The sequence below is a fragment of the Flavobacterium sp. genome (genome assembly GCF_024642105.1).
Classification (GTDB): Bacteria; Bacteroidota; Bacteroidia; order Flavobacteriales; family Flavobacteriaceae; genus Flavobacterium.
Window position 1 is genome coordinate 145478 of record NZ_JAHEBT010000056.1, and the last position, 18429, is coordinate 163906.

At 37.7% G+C, this 18429-nt stretch carries 12 protein-coding genes and 1 tRNA gene; 12 read left to right on the forward strand and 1 reads right to left on the reverse strand.

Features of this window, described 5'->3' with window-relative positions; all coding sequences use genetic code 11:
* The first annotated feature begins 70 nt into the window (after nucleotides 1-70).
* Nucleotides 71-901, forward strand: a complete 831-nt coding sequence (ygiD, locus tag Q0L65_RS13205; protein ID WP_296687164.1) for a 4,5-DOPA dioxygenase extradiol — start codon at nucleotides 71-73, stop codon at nucleotides 899-901.
* A gap of 20 nt (nucleotides 902-921) precedes the next feature.
* Here ygiD and Q0L65_RS13210 read toward each other — a convergent pair whose 3' ends face one another.
* Entirely contained in the window at nucleotides 922-1470 is a 549-nt protein-coding gene (locus Q0L65_RS13210; RefSeq protein ID WP_296687167.1) for a hypothetical protein, read from the reverse strand.
* A gap of 120 nt (nucleotides 1471-1590) precedes the next feature.
* Here Q0L65_RS13210 and Q0L65_RS13215 point away from each other — a divergent pair, with 120 nt between their 5' ends.
* The 11 genes from Q0L65_RS13215 to Q0L65_RS13265 all read left to right on the forward strand — a co-directional run bounded on the left by Q0L65_RS13215 (nucleotide 1591) and on the right by Q0L65_RS13265 (nucleotide 18426).
* Nucleotides 1591-4362, forward strand: a complete 2772-nt coding sequence (locus Q0L65_RS13215) for a 2-oxoglutarate dehydrogenase E1 component (RefSeq protein ID WP_296687169.1) — start codon at nucleotides 1591-1593, stop codon at nucleotides 4360-4362.
* A 12-nt stretch (nucleotides 4363-4374) separates the two neighbouring features.
* On the forward strand, nucleotides 4375-4947 hold the full coding sequence (locus Q0L65_RS13220) for a hypothetical protein (protein ID WP_296687171.1): 573 nt from the start codon (nucleotides 4375-4377) through the stop codon (nucleotides 4945-4947).
* 31 nt (nucleotides 4948-4978) lie between these two features.
* Entirely contained in the window at nucleotides 4979-6199 is a 1221-nt protein-coding gene (odhB, locus tag Q0L65_RS13225; RefSeq protein ID WP_296687173.1) for a 2-oxoglutarate dehydrogenase complex dihydrolipoyllysine-residue succinyltransferase, read from the forward strand.
* A gap of 120 nt (nucleotides 6200-6319) precedes the next feature.
* Nucleotides 6320-7534 (forward strand): TCR/Tet family MFS transporter, encoded by a 1215-nt coding sequence (locus tag Q0L65_RS13230; RefSeq protein ID WP_296687175.1) that lies wholly within the window; start codon nucleotides 6320-6322, stop codon nucleotides 7532-7534.
* Nucleotides 7535-7553: 19 nt separating this feature from the next.
* Nucleotides 7554-8321 carry a TatD family hydrolase gene (locus Q0L65_RS13235; protein WP_296687177.1) on the forward strand — a complete coding sequence of 256 codons (768 nt, stop codon included), beginning with the start codon at nucleotides 7554-7556 and terminating at the stop codon, nucleotides 8319-8321.
* Nucleotides 8322-8384: 63 nt separating this feature from the next.
* Nucleotides 8385-9521, forward strand: a complete 1137-nt coding sequence (locus tag Q0L65_RS13240; protein ID WP_296687180.1) for a 1-acyl-sn-glycerol-3-phosphate acyltransferase — start codon at nucleotides 8385-8387, stop codon at nucleotides 9519-9521.
* A complete protein-coding gene (locus Q0L65_RS13245; RefSeq protein WP_296687184.1) occupies nucleotides 9511-10542 on the forward strand; it encodes an asparaginase in 1032 nt (343 codons plus the stop codon). Before Q0L65_RS13240 ends, Q0L65_RS13245 begins: the two co-directional genes overlap by 11 nt.
* Before the next feature lie 53 nt (nucleotides 10543-10595).
* Nucleotides 10596-10682 (forward strand) — tRNA-Ser (locus Q0L65_RS13250).
* A gap of 262 nt (nucleotides 10683-10944) precedes the next feature.
* Complete coding sequence (locus Q0L65_RS13255) at nucleotides 10945-11421, forward strand: T9SS type A sorting domain-containing protein (RefSeq protein ID WP_296687186.1); 477 nt, start codon at nucleotides 10945-10947, stop codon at nucleotides 11419-11421.
* A 6-nt stretch (nucleotides 11422-11427) separates the two neighbouring features.
* On the forward strand, nucleotides 11428-12054 hold the full coding sequence (locus Q0L65_RS13260; RefSeq protein ID WP_296687190.1) for a hypothetical protein: 627 nt from the start codon (nucleotides 11428-11430) through the stop codon (nucleotides 12052-12054).
* Nucleotides 12055-12060: 6 nt separating this feature from the next.
* Complete coding sequence (locus Q0L65_RS13265) at nucleotides 12061-18426, forward strand: hypothetical protein (protein ID WP_296687194.1); 6366 nt, start codon at nucleotides 12061-12063, stop codon at nucleotides 18424-18426.
* Nucleotides 18427-18429 lie beyond the last annotated feature (3 nt).

Genomic DNA, 18429 nt, shown 5'->3' on the forward strand with positions numbered 1-18429 from the left:
TATAAAAATAGTGAAAGTGAATAGAAAATCTTTTTTAAAAATTATAGGACTAACACCTTTTCTTTATAGTATGAAAAATATAAACGAACTGTATACCACATCGCAAGCCTTTCCTAATACTGAAAAAATGCCGGTTTTATTTTTGGGACACGGTAGTCCCATGAATGCAATCGAAGAAAATCAATTTGTAACGGGATTTCGAAATGTTGCTAAAACATTGCCCAAACCGAATGCTATACTTTGTGTGTCGGCACATTGGTTTACCAAAGGAACCAAAGTTACTGCAATGGAAATGCCGCAAACAATTCACGATTTTGGAGGGTTTCCACAGGAATTATTCAATGTACAATATCCTGCAAAGGGCAGCCCTGAATTAGCCCAAATTACTCACGAATTATTGTTGCCAACTCCCGTGGAATTAGATCATGAATGGGGGCTTGATCATGGCGCGTGGACTGTAATAAAACATCTTTATCCTAATGCCGATATTCCCGTAATTCAGTTGAGTATTGATTATACAAAATCGGCTCAATATCATTTTGAATTGGCTCAAAAGCTACAAGCACTCCGCAATAAAGGAATATTGATAATTGGAAGTGGAAATATTGTACACAACTTGCGTCTAGTAGATTTTGCTAATTTTGACAGAGACAATTATGGATATGATTGGGCTATTGAAGCAAGAGAAACGGTTAATAATTATTTAATAGATGGGAATTACAAACCCCTTATAGAATACGATAAGCAGTCAAAAGCTTTACAAATGGCGATACCATCGCCAGACCATTATTTGCCATTGATTTATACCTTAGGCTTACAACAAAAAGGAGAAAGCATTTCTTTATTTAATGACAAATTAGTCGCAGGAAGTTTGAGTATGACCAGTTTGAAAATAGCATAAAAATTCCTATAAATTTTTCGCTAAAAATAAAATCGCACAAAAGGCATCAGTGCATCGCTGTAAATACTTTTATCTTTATCAAATAATAAATTGTAGCGCGCTCCAAGGGTAACATTTCCATTCCGATAGCCGGCACCAACATACAATCCTGTATTCCAATAATTTTTGGTAACAGGGTTGGGAATCATTTGAAATTGAGTGTTGACTCTTGCCTGTTCAACCTCTAAAGAAAGTTGTACTTTCTCTATCGGATTGAATAAACTGATAGCACTCACGCCATAAACTCCAGTGGTGTAGTAATTTTTAGAATTGGTAAAACTTCCTAATAGCCCAGCGCCTAAACTTACATACTCATTTACGGGATAAATGGCACTTGGCGCTAAAGTGATTTCGGTATAACCTGTTCCAAAATTCAATCCAAATCCACCTCCGAATTGGACTTGCTTCCAAAACTCATTTGGAGTATTTTCCGAAATCGTTTGCGAATTCGAAAATGAAAAAAGAAAAAGAAAAACCATTGTGAAAATTACTTTTGGATTCAAAATGGGCTCGAAATCGATTTTTTTCATGGTTGTTTCAATAATTTTTAACAAATTTTAACGTAAAAGTAGGTAAATAATAGGATTAAATAGATTGGTTTATTGTACTTTTGTCAACAAATTAAACAAAAAGCATATTAATCAATAATTATGGATAGGTTTTCCTTTTTAAACGCAGCTCATACCGAATTTTTTGCTCAATTATACGATCAATATTTAGATAATCCAGACAGTGTTGAACCAAGTTGGAGAAGTTTTTTCCAAGGGTTTGATTTTGGAATGGCAACTTACAATGAAGAGAATGTTGTTGACCAAATGGCACATTATTCTTCTAATTCAGTTGCTTCAGGACAAGTTTCTGAAAAAGTATTGAAAGAGTTTAATGTTATTAAATTAATTGACGGATATAGAAGTCGTGGGCATTTGTTTACAAAGACAAATCCTGTTCGTGAAAGACGAATTCATGCGCCAAACTTGGCTATTGAAAACTTCGGATTGTCTTCGGCAGATTTAGATACGGTTTTTGATGCAGCTAAAATTTTAGGGCATCAACCTGCTACGTTAAAAGAAATTATTCGCCGACTTGAAAATATTTATTGCCAATCTATTGGGGTGGAGTACATGTACATTCGTAAACCAGAAGTGGTGCAATGGATTCAAGATCGATTGAATGTGAATGATAATTTACCAAGTTTTGATGTAGAACAAAAGAAAAATATCCTTGATAAATTAAATGAAGCGGTTTCGTTTGAAAACTTCTTACATACTAAATATGTAGGTCAAAAACGTTTCTCATTAGAAGGAGGAGAAAGTATTATTCCTGCTTTAGATGCCTTGATTGAAGCGGCGGCTGAAAAAGGAGTAGAGCAATTTGTAATGGGAATGGCACACCGTGGAAGGTTGAATATTTTAGCGAATATCTTCGGTAAAGCCACTCAAGACATTTTCTCTGAATTTGATGGAAAAGATTACGATCAAGAATATTTTGACGGAGACGTTAAATACCACTTGGGGTTAACTTCGGATAGAAAAACCAAATCAGGTAAATCAATCAATATCAATTTAGCACCTAACCCTTCTCACTTAGAGACTGTTGGGGCGGTTATTGAAGGAATTACTCGTGCCAAACAAGATAAGTATTTCCCAGATGATTTCTCAAAAGTATTGCCAATCGCTGTTCACGGGGATGCTGCAGTAGCTGGACAGGGAATTGTGTATGAGATTGTTCAAATGGCACAGTTGGACGGTTACAAAACAGCAGGTACCATTCACTTAGTGATTAATAACCAAGTTGGTTTTACCACTAATTACTTGGATGCTCGTTCTTCTACGTATTGTACCGATATCGCAAAAGTGACATTGTCACCGGTATTACACGTCAATGCAGATGATACAGAGGCAGTAGTACATGCGATGTTATTTGCTTTAGATTATAGAATGGCTTTTGGAGGCGATGTATTCATTGACCTTTTAGGATATAGAAAATATGGTCATAACGAGGGGGATGAACCTCGTTTTACACAACCTGTTTTATACAAAATCATTGCACGTCATAAAAATCCAAGAGATATTTATGCAGAGAAATTAATTGTTGACGGAATTATTGACCAAGCGTATGTAAACAAAATTGAAAGTGATTACAAAGCGAAATTGGACGAAAATTTACAAGAATCTCGTAAGAAAAATTTGACCATCATCAAACCATTTATGCAAGATGAGTGGCAAGGATTTGTTCAGGTGTCTGATGATGTGATGTTACAAAAAGTGGATACCACTTATGACAAGAAAAAATTAGATGGGATTTTAGAAACGATTTCTACTTTGCCATCGGATAAAAAATTCATCAACAAAATTTCTAAAATTGTAACTGATAGAAAAACGATGTACAACAACAATCAAATTGATTGGGGTACTGCAGAGGCTTTGGCATACGGTTCATTGTTACAAGAAGGATATGATATCCGTTTATCAGGACAAGACGTAGAAAGAGGAACTTTCTCTCACCGTCACGCTGTGGTAAAAGTAGAAGATAGCGAAGAAGAAGTAATTCTTTTGAACTCAGTACAAGATAAAAAAGGAAAATTCAATGTGTTTAACTCATTCCTTTCAGAATATGGAGTATTAGGGTTTGATTATGGTTATGCTTTGACCAATCCTAATGCATTAACCATTTGGGAAGCACAGTTTGGGGATTTCTCTAATGGATGTCAAATTATGATTGACCAATACATTTCATGTGGAGAAGACAAATGGAACAATCAAAACGGACTTGTGATGTTATTGCCTCATGGATACGAAGGACAAGGTGCAGAGCACTCTTCGGCTAGAATGGAGCGTTACTTACAATTGTGTTCTCGTCATAATATGTATGTGGCTGATTGTACTACACCAGCTAACTTCTTCCACTTGATGAGAAGACAAATGAAAACGAAATTCCGTAAACCGTTGGTAGTATTTTCTCCAAAAAGTTTATTACGTCATCCATCTTGTGTTTCTACCCAAGACGAATTGGCTAACGGAAGTTTCCAAGAAACCATTGATGATACATCAGTAGATAAATCAAAAGTAAAAACTGTAGTTTTTTGTACAGGTAAATTCTATTATGATATTCTAGCTGAAAGAGAAAAACTAGAACGAAATGATGTCGCTTTAGTGCGTATTGAACAATTATTTCCATTGCCAACAGAACAATTGAAAGCAATTATTGCGACCTATCCAAATGCAGATGATTATGTTTGGGCACAAGAAGAGCCTAAAAACATGGGAGCTTACAGCTATATGTTAGTGAATTTTGATTTGGTTCCATGGCGTTTAGCTTCGTTGAAAAATTACTCGGCTCCTGCAGCAGGAAGTCATACTAGAGATAGAAGACGTCATGCCGATGCCATTAGAATGGTTTTTGATAAAAATTTATTTCGATAAAAATTTTAAGATATGAAGAAATTTTTCTTTTTTGCCTTTTTAATTAGTTCAGTTTTAGCTTTTTCTCAAGAACTAAAGAAACCAGCGGAAGGTAAGGCGATAGTTTACTTTATTAGATCTAATTCAATGGGGTTTTTAATTAATTTTAAATATTTTGATGGCGAAAAATATTTAGGAAAATTTAATTACGGAAAATATTTAGCATACGAGTGTGAGCCAGGTAAGCATCTGTTTTGGTCTAAGTCGGAGAATGTAGATTTTGTCGAAGCTAATCTAGATGCAGGTAAAATTTATATTATTGATTCAGAGCCTCAAATGGGAGCGTTTAAGGCTGGAGTTAAATTAGTCCCTTTTGTTGATGACGTTCTTCAATTTAAAAATGAAAAAAAATATTTAAAAACGAAGGAAAGAATTTTGAAGTCTATTACTGAAAAAAAGGAATATACTATCAATGATGAAGATTTAGAAGAAGCTAAGCAAGATTTAGAAGGAGTTGTTAGGAGAAATATTGAAAAATATAACAATCGTAAGGCAAATGATTCAGGGTTTACTCAGTTAACTGTAGAAATGAATTATAAAAATTAATAAAACCAATAACAATATAAAGTTACAAACGATGATTTTAGAAATGAAAGTCCCTTCACCAGGGGAATCAATCAAAGAAGTAGAAATCGCAACTTGGTTAGTAAAAGATGGCGATTATGTAGAGAAAGACCAAGCTATTGCTGAAGTAGATTCAGACAAAGCGACTTTAGAATTGCCAGCAGAAGCGAGTGGTGTGATTACACTTAAAGCTGAAGAAGGTGACGCAGTTGCAGTAGGTGCAGTAGTTTGTTTGATTGATACCGCTGCGGCAAAACCATCAGGTTCAGCTCCAGCTCCAGTGGCCGAAGCTCCAAAAGCAGAAGAAAAGAAAGTTGAAGCTCCAAAAGTGGCGCCAGCTCCAGCAGCAACGTATGCTGCTCAAGCTCCTTCGCCAGCAGCTCGTAAAATATTAGACGAAAAAAACATCCAACCTTCTGACGTTGTTGGAACAGGGAAAGATGGACGTATCACTAAAGAAGATGCTGTGAATGCAGTACCTTCAATGGGAACTCCAACAGGAGGAAGCCGTGGTACAGAAAGAATTAAATTATCGATGTTGCGTCGTAAAGTGGCGGAACGTTTAGTAGCTGCTAAAAACGACACGGCTATGTTGACTACGTTCAATGAAGTGAACATGACGCCAATTAATAACTTGCGTAACGAATACAAAGATGCGTTCAAAGCAAAACATGCTGGTGTTGGTTTAGGATATATGTCATTCTTTACAAAAGCAGTTACAAGAGCGTTGCAATTGTATCCAGATGTAAATTCTATGATGGATGGAGATTACAAAGTAGCGTACGATTTCTGTGATATTTCTATTGCAGTTTCTGGACCAAAAGGATTAATGGTACCGGTGGTTCGTAATGCAGAAAACTTAACGTTCCGTGGAGTAGAAGCTGAAATCAAACGTTTGGCAATCAAAGCACGTGACGGACAAATTACTGTTGATGATATGACAGGAGGAACATTTACCATTACTAATGGAGGTGTTTTTGGGAGTATGTTGTCTACGCCAATTATCAACCCACCGCAATCAGGAATTTTGGGAATGCACAACATTATTGAGCGTCCAATTGCTGTAAATGGTAAAGTAGAAATTCACCCAATGATGTATGTGGCACTTTCGTATGACCACAGAATTATCGATGGTCGTGAGTCTGTTGGTTTCTTAGTAGCGGTAAAAGAAGCGCTTGAAAATCCAGTAGAATTGCTTTGTGATAACAATCCTAAAAAAGCATTTGAATTGTAAGACTTCGACAAGCTCAGTCTAAATAATTGTCATTCTGAACTTGATTCAGAATCTAAATCCTAAACTCTCTAGAGAGTTTAGGATTTTTTTGTTTATTTGCCTTTCCTAAAAATTACAATTATGTCATCCAATAAAAAGTCGGCCGCCATCGGATTCATTTTCATTACTATGTTAATTGATATTACGGGTTGGGGAATCATTATTCCAGTTATCCCTAAATTGATTAAAGAATTGATTCATGGTGATATTAGCGAAGCTGCAAAATACGGAGGATGGTTGACATTTGCGTATGCGATTACCCAATTTTTATTTGCACCAATGATAGGGAATTTAAGTGATAAATTTGGGAGAAGACCTATTATCTTAATCTCGCTTTTTACTTTTTCGATGGACTATTTGTTGTTGGCTTTTGCACCAACAATTCAATGGTTATTTTTAGGCAGAATTATTGCGGGACTTACTGGAGCGAGTATCACTACAGCATCAGCCTATATTGCCGATGTGAGTACGCCCGAAAACAGAGCAAAAAACTTTGGGATGATCGGCGCTGCTTTTGGATTAGGATTTATCATTGGACCCGTTATTGGCGGTTTGTTAGGACAATATGGTTCGAGAGTTCCTTTCTACGCTGCTGCAGTTCTTTGTTTGTTGAACTTTTTGTACGGATTTTTCATTCTACCAGAGTCACTTGCTAAAGAAAACAGAAGAGAATTTGATATAAAAAGAGCCAATCCTATTGGTGCTTTATTGCATTTGAAAAAATACCCTAAGTTAATCGGTTTAGTAATCGCTACTTTTTTATTGTATGTAGCGTCTCACGCAGTGCATAGCAACTGGAGTTTCTTCACGATGTACCAATTCAATTGGGACGAGAAAATGGTAGGAATATCGTTAGGTGTAATTGGACTTTTAGTTGGGTTAGTGCAAGGAGGTTTGATCCGTTGGATTAATCCAAGACTTGGAAATCAAAAAAGTATTTATGTAGGAATGGCTTTGTATACTATAGGGATGTTTTTGTTTGCTACTGCTACCGAGAGCTGGATGATGTTTGTGTTTTTGATTCCGTATTGTTTAGGAGGAATTGCAGGTCCGGCTATGCAAGCTGTAATTTCAGAACAAGTTCCTGCTAATGAGCAAGGCGAAATTCAAGGAACAATGTCGAGTTTGATGAGTGCTTCTGCGATTATTGGACCGCCAATGATGTCAACGGTGTTTTATTTCTTTACCCATAGCGATGCACCGTTCAAGTTTCCAGGTGCGCCTTTTGTTTTAGGAGGTGTTTTGATGTTGTTGAGTACTATTGTTGCTTATTTATCTTTTAAAAAGCGCGACTAAACTATATAAATTAACTTTCATGATTATTACCGATACCCATACGCATTTGTGTTCAGAGGAATTTGATCAAGACAGAACGGAAATGATTCAGCGCGCTATCGCTGCTGGAGTGTCTCGATTTTTTATCCCGTCAATTGACAGTTCTGGAACGCAGAAAATGTATGATTTGGAGGCGCAATTCCCAGACAATGTCCGACTGATGATTGGGTTGCATCCTTGTTATGTAAAAGAAAATTATTTGGAAGAATTGGCACATGTTGAAGCACAATTAAACCAACATAAGTTCTATGCTATCGGCGAAATTGGAATTGATTTGTACTGGGACAAAACGACTTTGGACATTCAAAAAATAGCTTTTCAACGCCAAATCCAACTGGCTAAAAAACACCATTTGGCTATCAATATTCATTGTCGAGATGCTTTTGACGAAGTTTTTGAAGTGTTGGAATTGGAAAAATCAGCTGAATTGTTTGGAATTTTTCACTGCTTTTCAGGAGATTTAGAGCAAGCCCAAAGAGCTATTTCGTTAGGATTAAAATTAGGAATTGGTGGTGTAGCAACCTTTAAAAACGGTAAAATCGATCAGTTTATCAGCCAAATCCCGTTGGAACATATCGTACTTGAAACGGATTCGCCGTATTTAGCTCCTGCTCCACATCGTGGCAAACGCAATGAAAGTAGTTATGCGGTTTTGGTTGCCCAAAAATTAGCCGAATTGTATCAGCTACCTTTAGTTGAAATAGCTCGGATTACTACTGAAAATTCAAAAGCTGTTTTCGGGATTTAATCGAGAATTGACTCTAGTTTGATATTTTTTTTGTTCTTTTGTTGCCTATAAAATTATTCCAAAATGCAAAAATTCGATGCGATTCGCCCTTTTTATGAAACCGAAGTAAATGAGGCGTTACAAAGTGTGATCCCACATCCTATGATGAAAGCTTTGATGAATTTTACATTCCCAGATGTAGAAGATGAAGTTTGGAAAGAACAATTGAAAAAAACCCATTCTATTCGTGATTTTCAGTGTAATTTCATTTATCACACCGTTCAAAAAATCTTAGAAAATAGTTCTGATGGATTGACTACCTCAGGGTTTGAGCATTTGGAAAAAAACAATTCCTATTTGTTTATTTCGAATCATAGAGACATTCTTTTGGATACTACTTTGTTGAATGCCGCCTTATTTCAGAATGGACATTTAATGACGGCTTCGGCGATTGGAGATAATTTGGTTCAAAAATCATTTATAAAAACCTTGGCGCGATTGAATCGTAACTTTTTGGTTTTACGAGGTTTGTCGCCAAGAGAAATGTTGCAAAGTTCTAAATTATTGTCGGAATATATGGGGCAATTGTTGTTGCACGAAAATCGTTCAGTTTGGATTGCGCAACGCGAAGGAAGAACCAAAGATGGAAATGACGAAACGAATCCAGGAGTACTAAAAATGATTGGTATGGCATCTGATGAAGCAGATGTAATGCAATACTTCAAAAAATTGAAAATCGTTCCGGTATCTATATCCTATGAGTACGACCCAACAGACGTATTGAAAATGCCTCAGTTATTGGCAGAAGCGAATAACGAAGTGTATGTAAAATCTAAGAATGAAGATTTGAATACGATTTTAAGTGGTGTGATGGGGCAAAAGAAACGCATTCATTTGCACATTGGAAAAGTGTTGGATACAGAAATTGACCGAATTGTATCTGAAAATGATTCGTCAAATAAACAAATTCAAGCGTTGGCACAAGAAATTGACGATGCGATATTGAGTAACTATAAGTTGTGGCCTACTAATTTTATAGCTTATGATATTCTGCACAAAACAACTACCTATGCCCATTTGTATACGGAATCAGAAAAATCACTTTTTGAGCGTCGTTTAGAGATGCGAATTGGTTTGGATAATCCAATTGCATGGGAAGGTTTCTTGGCAATGTATGCCAATCCAGTCGTCAATAAATTAAAATATACCAATGCTTTCTAAAGCAAAAATACTCTTGATTTATACCGGAGGAACTATCGGTATGAAGAAAGATTTTTCAACGGGTGCGTTGAAGGCTTTTAACTTTAGTAAGTTATTGCAACGCATTCCCGAGCTTAAATTATTGGATTGTGAAATCGAAACCATTTCGTTTGAACACCCAATAGATTCGTCTAATATGAATCCTGAAAAGTGGGTTCAATTAGCCACAATCATCGAGGAAAATTATGTTTCTTTTGATGGATTTGTCGTACTTCACGGCTCCGATACGATGTCGTACACGGCTTCGGCTTTGAGTTTTATGATGGAAAATTTGGCAAAGCCAATTATCTTCACGGGTTCTCAATTACCCATAGGAGATTTGCGCACCGATGCTAAAGAAAATTTAATTACTGCCATTCAAATTGCGTCTTTACGTGAAAACGGACAAGCTGTGGTTAAAGAGGTGTGTTTGTATTTTGAATACAAATTGTATCGTGGTAATAGAACTACTAAAATCAATGCCGAACACTTCAAAGCATTTACGTCTCCCAATTATCCGTTCTTGATAGAATCCGGAGTCCATTTAAAGATGAATCCGGAGCTATTTCTTCCTGTTAAGCAAAATGGTTCGTTACGGGTACATAAGATGTTAGATACGAATGTCATTATTCTGAAATTGTTTCCGGGAATTAGTGAGCAGTTGATAGCGGCGGTTGTAGCCATTCCGAATTTGAAAGGAATTGTTTTAGAAACGTATGGGGCAGGAAATGCACCAACTAACGATTGGTTTTTGAATGTTTTAAAGCAAGCGATTCAAAATGGAATTCATATTGTCAATGTGACTCAATGCTCAGGAGGAAGCGTTCGAATGGGGCAGTATGAAACTAGCTCAGCTTTACTTGAAATAGGAGTTATCTCAGGAAAAGACATTACTACAGAAGCTGCTATTACTAAGTTGATGTATCTTTTAGGTCAAAACATTGATGCTACTGATTTTAAAGAGGTGTTTGAAACTTCTTTACGTGGCGAAATTCAAGAATAGTGTAGTTTCATTTTTCTAAGTCAGTTTTTTTTAAGTTATTTGCAATCCCAATTAGAGAGGTGTCCGAGTGGTTGAAGGAGCAAGCCTGGAAAGTTTGTATATGGGTAACTGTATCGTGGGTTCGAATCCCATCCTCTCTGCGTTTTTAAATCCCCAAGAATTACAATTACTGTATTTCTTGGGGATTTTTTTGAATAGTTACACAATATAAAGTTGAATTTTTTTGATGTTATTTTAAATCATTAGTTTACAATAGACTAGTTGTCTAATTTTTGAATTTATTTGACAATTATATTACAATTTTTACAAGGACTTAATCAAATAATTTTATTTTTGTAGGTTAACATATATAGGTAATAATTGTTTATTGTATATCTTTTTTGTAAAATAAAATAATTAAAAATGAAAATAGTTGTCTTGTTTTTCTTTTGTGGCTTAATGTATGGGCAAAAATTGCATCATCAAATGCTATCTGCTCAGGGAGGTGTTGCTACTACATCTAAGGGTGTGAAAGTAAGTCAGACGGTAGCTCAGCAAGGTGCTATTGGAACCTCTTCTGCAAAAAAAGTGATTCTTAGTCAAGGTTTTCAGCAAAGTAAAATCTCCAATACAGCTATTTCTCAGGTTGATGCCATTGCTACTTTGGTGTATCCTAATCCAGTTGTAGAGTCAGTTAACTTTACATTTTCGACTCCTGTTAGCGGGAAAATTGCTGTTTCTGTTTTTGATATTCATGGTCGACTTTTATTATTTCAAGAAAAAGAAGCTGTAGATAATATACTAACAATAAATAATTTGCTTTTGGCAGCGGGAGAGTACTTCGTCAAACTCGATGGAAATAGGTATTCCTTTTCTACCACAATTCTAAAATCCAAATAAACAAAAATGAAAAAAATTGTACCCCACATCCTTTTTTTCCTTCTTACTTTCTCAACCTACTCACAAGGTGTTTTTTTTAATCTTGGAAAGAACTTTAGTACCCTTACTTACAAAAACAACTCGTCCTTTACTGAAAAACTAAAAGTCAACGGTGTTGGTGATGCGTATGAATTGGGTTATACGGATGTTTTGAAATATAAAAATTTCAAAGATTTGAAATACACAGGAAGTATAACTATTAATGATTACAATACTATTGCTGAGTCAGCTGTAAATAGGTTAGAATGGAAAACAACTTATTTAGGAGTACAAAGTACGGTCGATTATCAGTTTTATGATTCCTTTTGCTTTTTTCTAAGTGCGAGAGCAGGTTTGAGCTTGTCTACAATTCTAAGAGGAAAACAAGTAGTAGACAATTCAGTTTTTAATTTGGCTGGAAATGGCGAGTTTTCAGGATTGGTTATACAACCTGTTATTGGGGTGTATGCTAAATACTATCTTTCTAAAAATGGCTATTTAAGCGCAGGATTGAACTTGAGTAAAAGCGTTAAATTAGGCAATAACCCAGATAATGTTTCTATTAATAACACCCAAATTCTATTTGGGGGTTATTTTGATTTAATAAAAAGATAATACCCCATGAAAAAATTTTTTTACATTTTTTTATTATTGGTTTCTAGCTTTGTTTTTTCACAAAATAAAGGAATTACATACCAAGCTGTAATTTATATTCCAGGAGGACAAAATGTACCTGGAGTTAATGTGTCTAATGTACCAATGACAAATAAATCCATTTGTTTGCAGTTTAGTTTTTTAGACGCAAGTGCGGGTTTAGAATACCAAGAAGTAATCAAGACTGCTACAGATGAATTTGGAATGGTGAATATAACCATCGGTTTTGGAAATCAAACAGGCGGTTATGCTAGTTCTTTTGACGCTATAGTGTGGAGTGCGACTTCTAAGAAAACATTAAAAGTGGCGCTTGACGCAACAGGCTTATGCAATCAATTTGAAGCATTAACCGATGAGTCATTGGCATCAGTTCCTTTTGCGAACGCTGCCATTACAGCCGAAAATGTTTCGGGTGTGGTTGCCATTGCCAACGGTGGTACAGGTGCAACTACGGCTTCAGCGGCTCGAACTAATTTAGGTTTGAGCAATGTAGAAAACACCGCCGATTTGAATAAACCCATGTCTACAGCCACCAAAGTTTATGTAGACAGTCAAATAGTGAGTTTTACTATTTCAGATGCGACTACAACAAGTAAGGGTAAAATTCAGTTGGCCGGCGATTTGGCAGGGACAGCAGCGGCACCAACCGTTCCAGGATTAGCGTTAAAAGCCAATAGTTCAGATATGACTACCAGTTTAGCTACTAAAGAAAATACCTCAAATAAAAGTACAGATGCTACTTTGTCATCCAATTCAGATGTGAAGTTTCCAACCGAAAAAGCGGTAAAAACCTATGTAGATGTTCAGGTTGCAGGAGCCACCATTGCAGATGCTTCGGCTACTGTTAAAGGAAAAATTCAGTTGGCCGGCGATTTGGCAGGGACAGCAGCGGCACCAACCGTTCCAGGATTAGCGTTAAAAGCCAATAGTTCAGATATGACTACCAGTTTAGCTACTAAAGAAAATACCTCAAATAAAAGTACAGATGCTACTTTGTCATCCAATTCAGATGTGAAGTTTCCAACCGAAAAAGCGGTAAAAACCTATGTAGATACAGCTATTGCTGGAGCTACTATTGTGGATGCTGATGCTACCACAAAAGGGAAATTACAATTAGCAGGAGATTTGACCGGAACTGCAGCTGCTCCAGTAGTAGCTAATAATGCAATTACCGATGCTAAAATTGCCAACGGAATTAGTGCTTCAAAAGTAGGCTTAGGAAATGTTAACAATACTAGCGATGTTAACAAACCTGTTTCAAATGCTACACAAACTGCTTTGGATTTAAAGGCTAATTTGGCATCACCAACATTCACAGGAACCGTTTCTGGAATTGATAAAACAATGGTTGGTTTGTCCAATGTAGACAATACTACAGATGCTAATAAACCTGTTTCAACAGCGACACAAACAGCTTTGAATTTGAAAGCAAATATTACAGATGTTACTACGTCTTTGGCATTAAAAGAAGATACAGCTAATAAAACAATCGATGTGGCCACAGATGGAACTTCGGATGCGAAATTCCCATCGGCTAAAGCGGTGAAAACGTATGCTGATGCTAAAGTGGTGGATGGTATAAATGATACTGTTACCACATCGGCGCCAACACAAAATGCAGTGTATGATGCGTTGTCTTTAAAAGCCAATTTGGCTTCGCCAACATTCACAGGAACCGTTTCTGGAATTGATAAAACAATGGTTGGTTTAGCCAATGTAGACAATACTACAGATGCTAACAAACCTGTTTCGACCGCCACACAAACTGCTTTGGATTTAAAAGAAAATCTATCCAATAAAAGTGCCGATATTGCTGCTGATGCGGCTTCTACGACCAAATATCCATCAGTAAAAGCAATTAAAGATTATGTAGATTCCTTAAATGCAGCTGCTGGAGTAGCAGATGGTTCCATCACTTCGGCAAAAATTGCGGATGCAACTATTGTCAATGCAGATGTAAGCGCAACGGCTGCCATTGTAGATACCAAGTTAGCAACTATTGCTACTTCAGGAAAAGTAAGTAATTCAGCAACTACTGCAACAGCTACTAATACTGCTTCGGCAATTGTTGCCCGTGATGCTAATGGTGATTTTGCTGCAGGAACCATCACTGCTACTTTAAGTGGTAATGCTACTAGCGTAACGAATGGAGTTTATACTACTGATAAAATTAGTGCTTTGTCAGCTACCACTTCGGCAGAATTGAAAGGAGTAATTTCAGACGAAACAGGTTCGGGATCATTAGTATTTGCTACTTCACCAACATTGGTAACGCCAACCTTAGGAGTAGCCTCTGCAACAAGTGTTAACGGATTGACCCCAACAGCACTTGCTACAGGATTTACTATTGCAGGAGGAAGCACGATATCAAAAACATTAACAGTTAGTGATGATGCTACAGTAAGCGGTACTAATACAGGAGACCAAACCATTACGTTAACAGGAGATGTTACAGGAACAGGAACAGGAAGTTTTGCGGCAACAATAGGAACAGGTAAAGTTACCACAGCTACAATTGCTGATGGAGCGGTAACTACTGCAAAACTAGCGGCTGATGCCGTTACTTCTGCAAAAATTAAAGATGGCGAGATTGTCAATGCTGATGTAAGTACAACAGCTGCCATTGCCTATTCAAAATTAAATTTGGCTAACTCAATAGTAGCTGCAGACATTACTTCAGACGCAGTAGAAACAGCAAAAATCAAAGACGCTAATGTAACCACAGCTAAATTGGCTGATGCAGCAGTAACTACTGCTAAGATTACAGATGCCAATATTACCTACGCTAAAATTCAAAATGTAAGTGCGACAGATAAAGTATTAGGCCGTGTTTCTACGGGAGCAGGAGTAGTAGAAGAAATCGCAACAACGGGCTCAGGTAATGTGGTTAGAGCGACTTCGCCAACCTTGGTAACACCAACTCTAGGGGTGGCAACTGCAACAAGTGTCAATGGGTTAACTCCAACGGCACTAACAACAGGATTTACTATTGCAGGAGGAAGCACGACTTCAAAAACGTTAACAGTTAGCGATGATGCTACGGTAAGTGGTACCACAAGCGGTACTAATACAGGAGACCAAACCATTACGTTAACAGGAGATGTAACAGGAAGCGGAACAGGAAGTTTTGCGGCTACCATTAGTGCAGGAAAAGTAACGACTGCTACTATTGCCGCTGATGCAGTAACCTCAGCTAAGATTGCTGATGGAACTATCGTAGTGGGAGATATTGCGGACAACGCAATTGAAACAGCGAAGATAAAAGATGCCAATGTAACCACAGCCAAACTAGCTGCCGACGCAGTAACTTCAGCCAAGATTGCCGATGGAACTATTGTGGTGGGAGACATTGCAGACAATGCAGTAGAGACTGCCAAAGTAAAAGATGCAAACGTAACCTACGCTAAAATTCAAAATGTAAGTGCGACAGATAAAGTATTAGGCCGTGTTTCTACGGGAGCAGGAGTAGTAGAAGAAATCGCAACAACGGGCTCAGGTAATGTGGTTAGAGCGACTTCGCCAACCTTGGTAACACCAACTCTAGGGGTGGCAACTGCAACAAGTGTCAATGGGTTAACTCCAACGGCACTAACAACAGGATTTACTATTGCAGGAGGAAGCACGACTTCAAAAACGTTAACAGTTAGCGATGATGCTACGGTAAGTGGTACCACAAGCGGTACTAATACAGGAGACCAAACCATTACGTTAACAGGAGATGTAACAGGAAGCGGAACAGGAAGTTTTGCGGCTACCATTAGTGCAGGAAAAGTAACGACTGCTACTATTGCCGCTGATGCAGTAACCTCAGCTAAGATTGCTGATGGAACTATCGTAGTGGGAGATATTGCGGACAACGCAATTGAAACAGCGAAGATAAAAGATGCCAATGTAACCACAGCCAAACTAGCTGCCGACGCAGTAACTTCAGCCAAGATTGCCGATGGAACTATTGTGGTGGGAGACATTGCAGACAATGCAGTAGAGACTGCCAAAGTAAAAGATGCAAACGTAACCTACGCTAAAATTCAAAATGTAAGCGCGACAGATAAAGTATTAGGACGTGTTTCTACAGGAGCGGGAGTAGTAGAAGAAATTGCTACTACAGGTTCTGGTAATGTAGTCAGAGCAACATCTCCAACCTTGGTAACACCAACTTTAGGGGTGGCTTCTGCAACAAGTGTCAATGGGTTAACTCCAACGGCACTAACAACAGGCTTTACTATTGCAGGAGGAAGCACGACTTCAAAAACATTAACAGTTAGTGGTGATGCTACTGTAAGTGGTACCACAAGCGGTACTAATACAGGGGATCAAACCATTACGTTAACAGGTGATGTAACAGGAAGCGGAACAGGAAGTTTTGCGGCAACCATTGGTACCGGAAAAGTAACGACAGCTACTATTGCTGCCGATGCAGTAACCTCAGCTAAGATTGCTGATGGAACTATCGTAGTGGGAGATATGGCAGACAATGCAGTAGAGACAGCCAAAGTGAAAGACGCTACTATTACCTACGCTAAAATTCAAAATGTAAGCGCGACTGATAAAGTATTAGGACGTGTTTCTACGGGAGCAGGAGTAGTAGAAGAAATTGCTACTACAGGTTCTGGTAATGTAGTCAGAGCAACGTCTCCAACCTTGGTAACGCCAATTTTAGGAGTAGCTACTGCAACTTCAATAAACAAAATAACGATTACAGCACCAACAACCAGTGCTACTTTAACTATTGCTGATGGCAAAACACTAACAGCTAATAATTCCCTTATTTTAGCAGGTACAGATGGTAAAACAATGACTTTTCCAACTACTGATGCTACTATTGCTAGAACTGATGCTGCACAAACATTTACTGGAGTACAAACATTTAGTTCAACTATTGCAGGTTCTATTAGTGGAAATGCCGCTACAGTAACCAATGGGATATATACAACCAGTAAAATAAGTGATTTGGCTGCGACCACTTCAGCAGAGTTAGCAGGAAAAATATCAGATGAAACAGGTTCAGGGGCATTGGTATTTGCTACTTCGCCAACCTTGGTAACACCAACTTTAGGAGTGGCTACAGCAACAAGTGTAGGGTTCTCTGGTTCCACTTCAGGAACGGCAACTTTAGCTGCGCCAGCAGTTGCAGGAACTACAACTATTACCTTGCCTGCAGCCACAGGAACTTTGGCAACATTGGCAGGGACAGAAACCTTGACCAATAAGACATTAACAAGTCCAATTTTAACTACACCTGCTTTAGGGACTCCAGCATCTGGAGTATTAACTAATGCAACAGGATTGCCATTGACAGCAGGAGTTACCGGAATTTTACCAATTGCTAATGGAGGTACAGGATCAAGCACTCAAAATTTTGTGGACTTAACTACAGATCAAACGATAGCAGGAGTGAAAACCTTTTCGGGAAGTTCAACCGTGGTAAACCAAAATTTAACCGTTAATGCTGCGGGTACGACAGGTCAGGGAATAATTTTATCAGACGATGGCGATATTGTTGATAATAATGATGGTGCTGCTACTTTTCGCTTTACCGGAGGAATTAAAATTAATAATGGTAATAAAAGCGCAGGAACTACTACAAAAATAACATTAGCTAATAATGGAAATATTACAGCTGCGGGTTCATTAGCAGTTACAGGCGCAGCTACTTTATCGAGTACATTAGGTGTAACTGGAAATACTACCGTTGGAGGAACATTAGGGGTTACAGGCGCAGCTACTTTATCGAGTACATTAGGTGTAACTGGAAATACTACCGTTGGAGGAACATTAGGGGTTACAGGTGCTACTACTTTATCGAGTACATTAGCGGTTACAGGAGCTACTACTTTATCAAGCACCTTAGGTGTAACAGGAGATGTTGCTGTAAATACGGATAAATTTAAAATCACAGCATCGTCTGGAAATACTGAGATTGCAGGAACATTAAAAGTTGCTGGTGGCTCACCAGGGGCAGGAAAGGTATTAGTGTCTGATGCCAATGGATTGGCTAGCTGGTCGGCCAATAGTAATGGAGGTGCATCTTTAATTTCTGCAACCGCAACTATGGCTGCAACAGATACTTATAATTTAATAGTGTTTTCAGGGTCAACAGCTTCACAAACTATTACATTACCAAGTGCGATAACAGTTGGTGCTGGAAGAGAAATTACCATCAAAAACATTGCAAGTGTATCAGTTTCTGTTAATGCTACTGCAGGAAATTTAATTTCAGATAGTACTACTACTGGAGCAACATCATTATCTATTGGAGTTGAACCATCCAATAACTGGATTAAAGCCATTTCAACAGGTGCCAATTGGATTATTTTAAGAGCCTTATTCTAATCT

Bases quoted from the DNA above. Each gene is read 5' to 3' on its own strand.
- ygiD (WP_296687164.1), top strand. From the start codon at position 71: ATGAAAAATATAAACGAACTGTATACCACATCGCAAGCCTTTCCTAAT.
- Q0L65_RS13210 (WP_296687167.1), bottom strand. From the start codon at position 1,470: ATGAAAAAAATCGATTTCGAGCCCATTTTGAATCCAAAAGTAATTTTC.
- Q0L65_RS13215 (WP_296687169.1), top strand. From the start codon at position 1,591: ATGGATAGGTTTTCCTTTTTAAACGCAGCTCATACCGAATTTTTTGCT.
- Q0L65_RS13220 (WP_296687171.1), top strand. From the start codon at position 4,375: ATGAAGAAATTTTTCTTTTTTGCCTTTTTAATTAGTTCAGTTTTAGCT.
- odhB (WP_296687173.1), top strand. From the start codon at position 4,979: ATGATTTTAGAAATGAAAGTCCCTTCACCAGGGGAATCAATCAAAGAA.
- Q0L65_RS13230 (WP_296687175.1), top strand. From the start codon at position 6,320: ATGTCATCCAATAAAAAGTCGGCCGCCATCGGATTCATTTTCATTACT.
- Q0L65_RS13235 (WP_296687177.1), top strand. From the start codon at position 7,554: ATGATTATTACCGATACCCATACGCATTTGTGTTCAGAGGAATTTGAT.
- Q0L65_RS13240 (WP_296687180.1), top strand. From the start codon at position 8,385: ATGCAAAAATTCGATGCGATTCGCCCTTTTTATGAAACCGAAGTAAAT.
- Q0L65_RS13245 (WP_296687184.1), top strand. From the start codon at position 9,511: ATGCTTTCTAAAGCAAAAATACTCTTGATTTATACCGGAGGAACTATC.
- Q0L65_RS13255 (WP_296687186.1), top strand. From the start codon at position 10,945: ATGAAAATAGTTGTCTTGTTTTTCTTTTGTGGCTTAATGTATGGGCAA.
- Q0L65_RS13260 (WP_296687190.1), top strand. From the start codon at position 11,428: ATGAAAAAAATTGTACCCCACATCCTTTTTTTCCTTCTTACTTTCTCA.
- Q0L65_RS13265 (WP_296687194.1), top strand. From the start codon at position 12,061: ATGAAAAAATTTTTTTACATTTTTTTATTATTGGTTTCTAGCTTTGTT.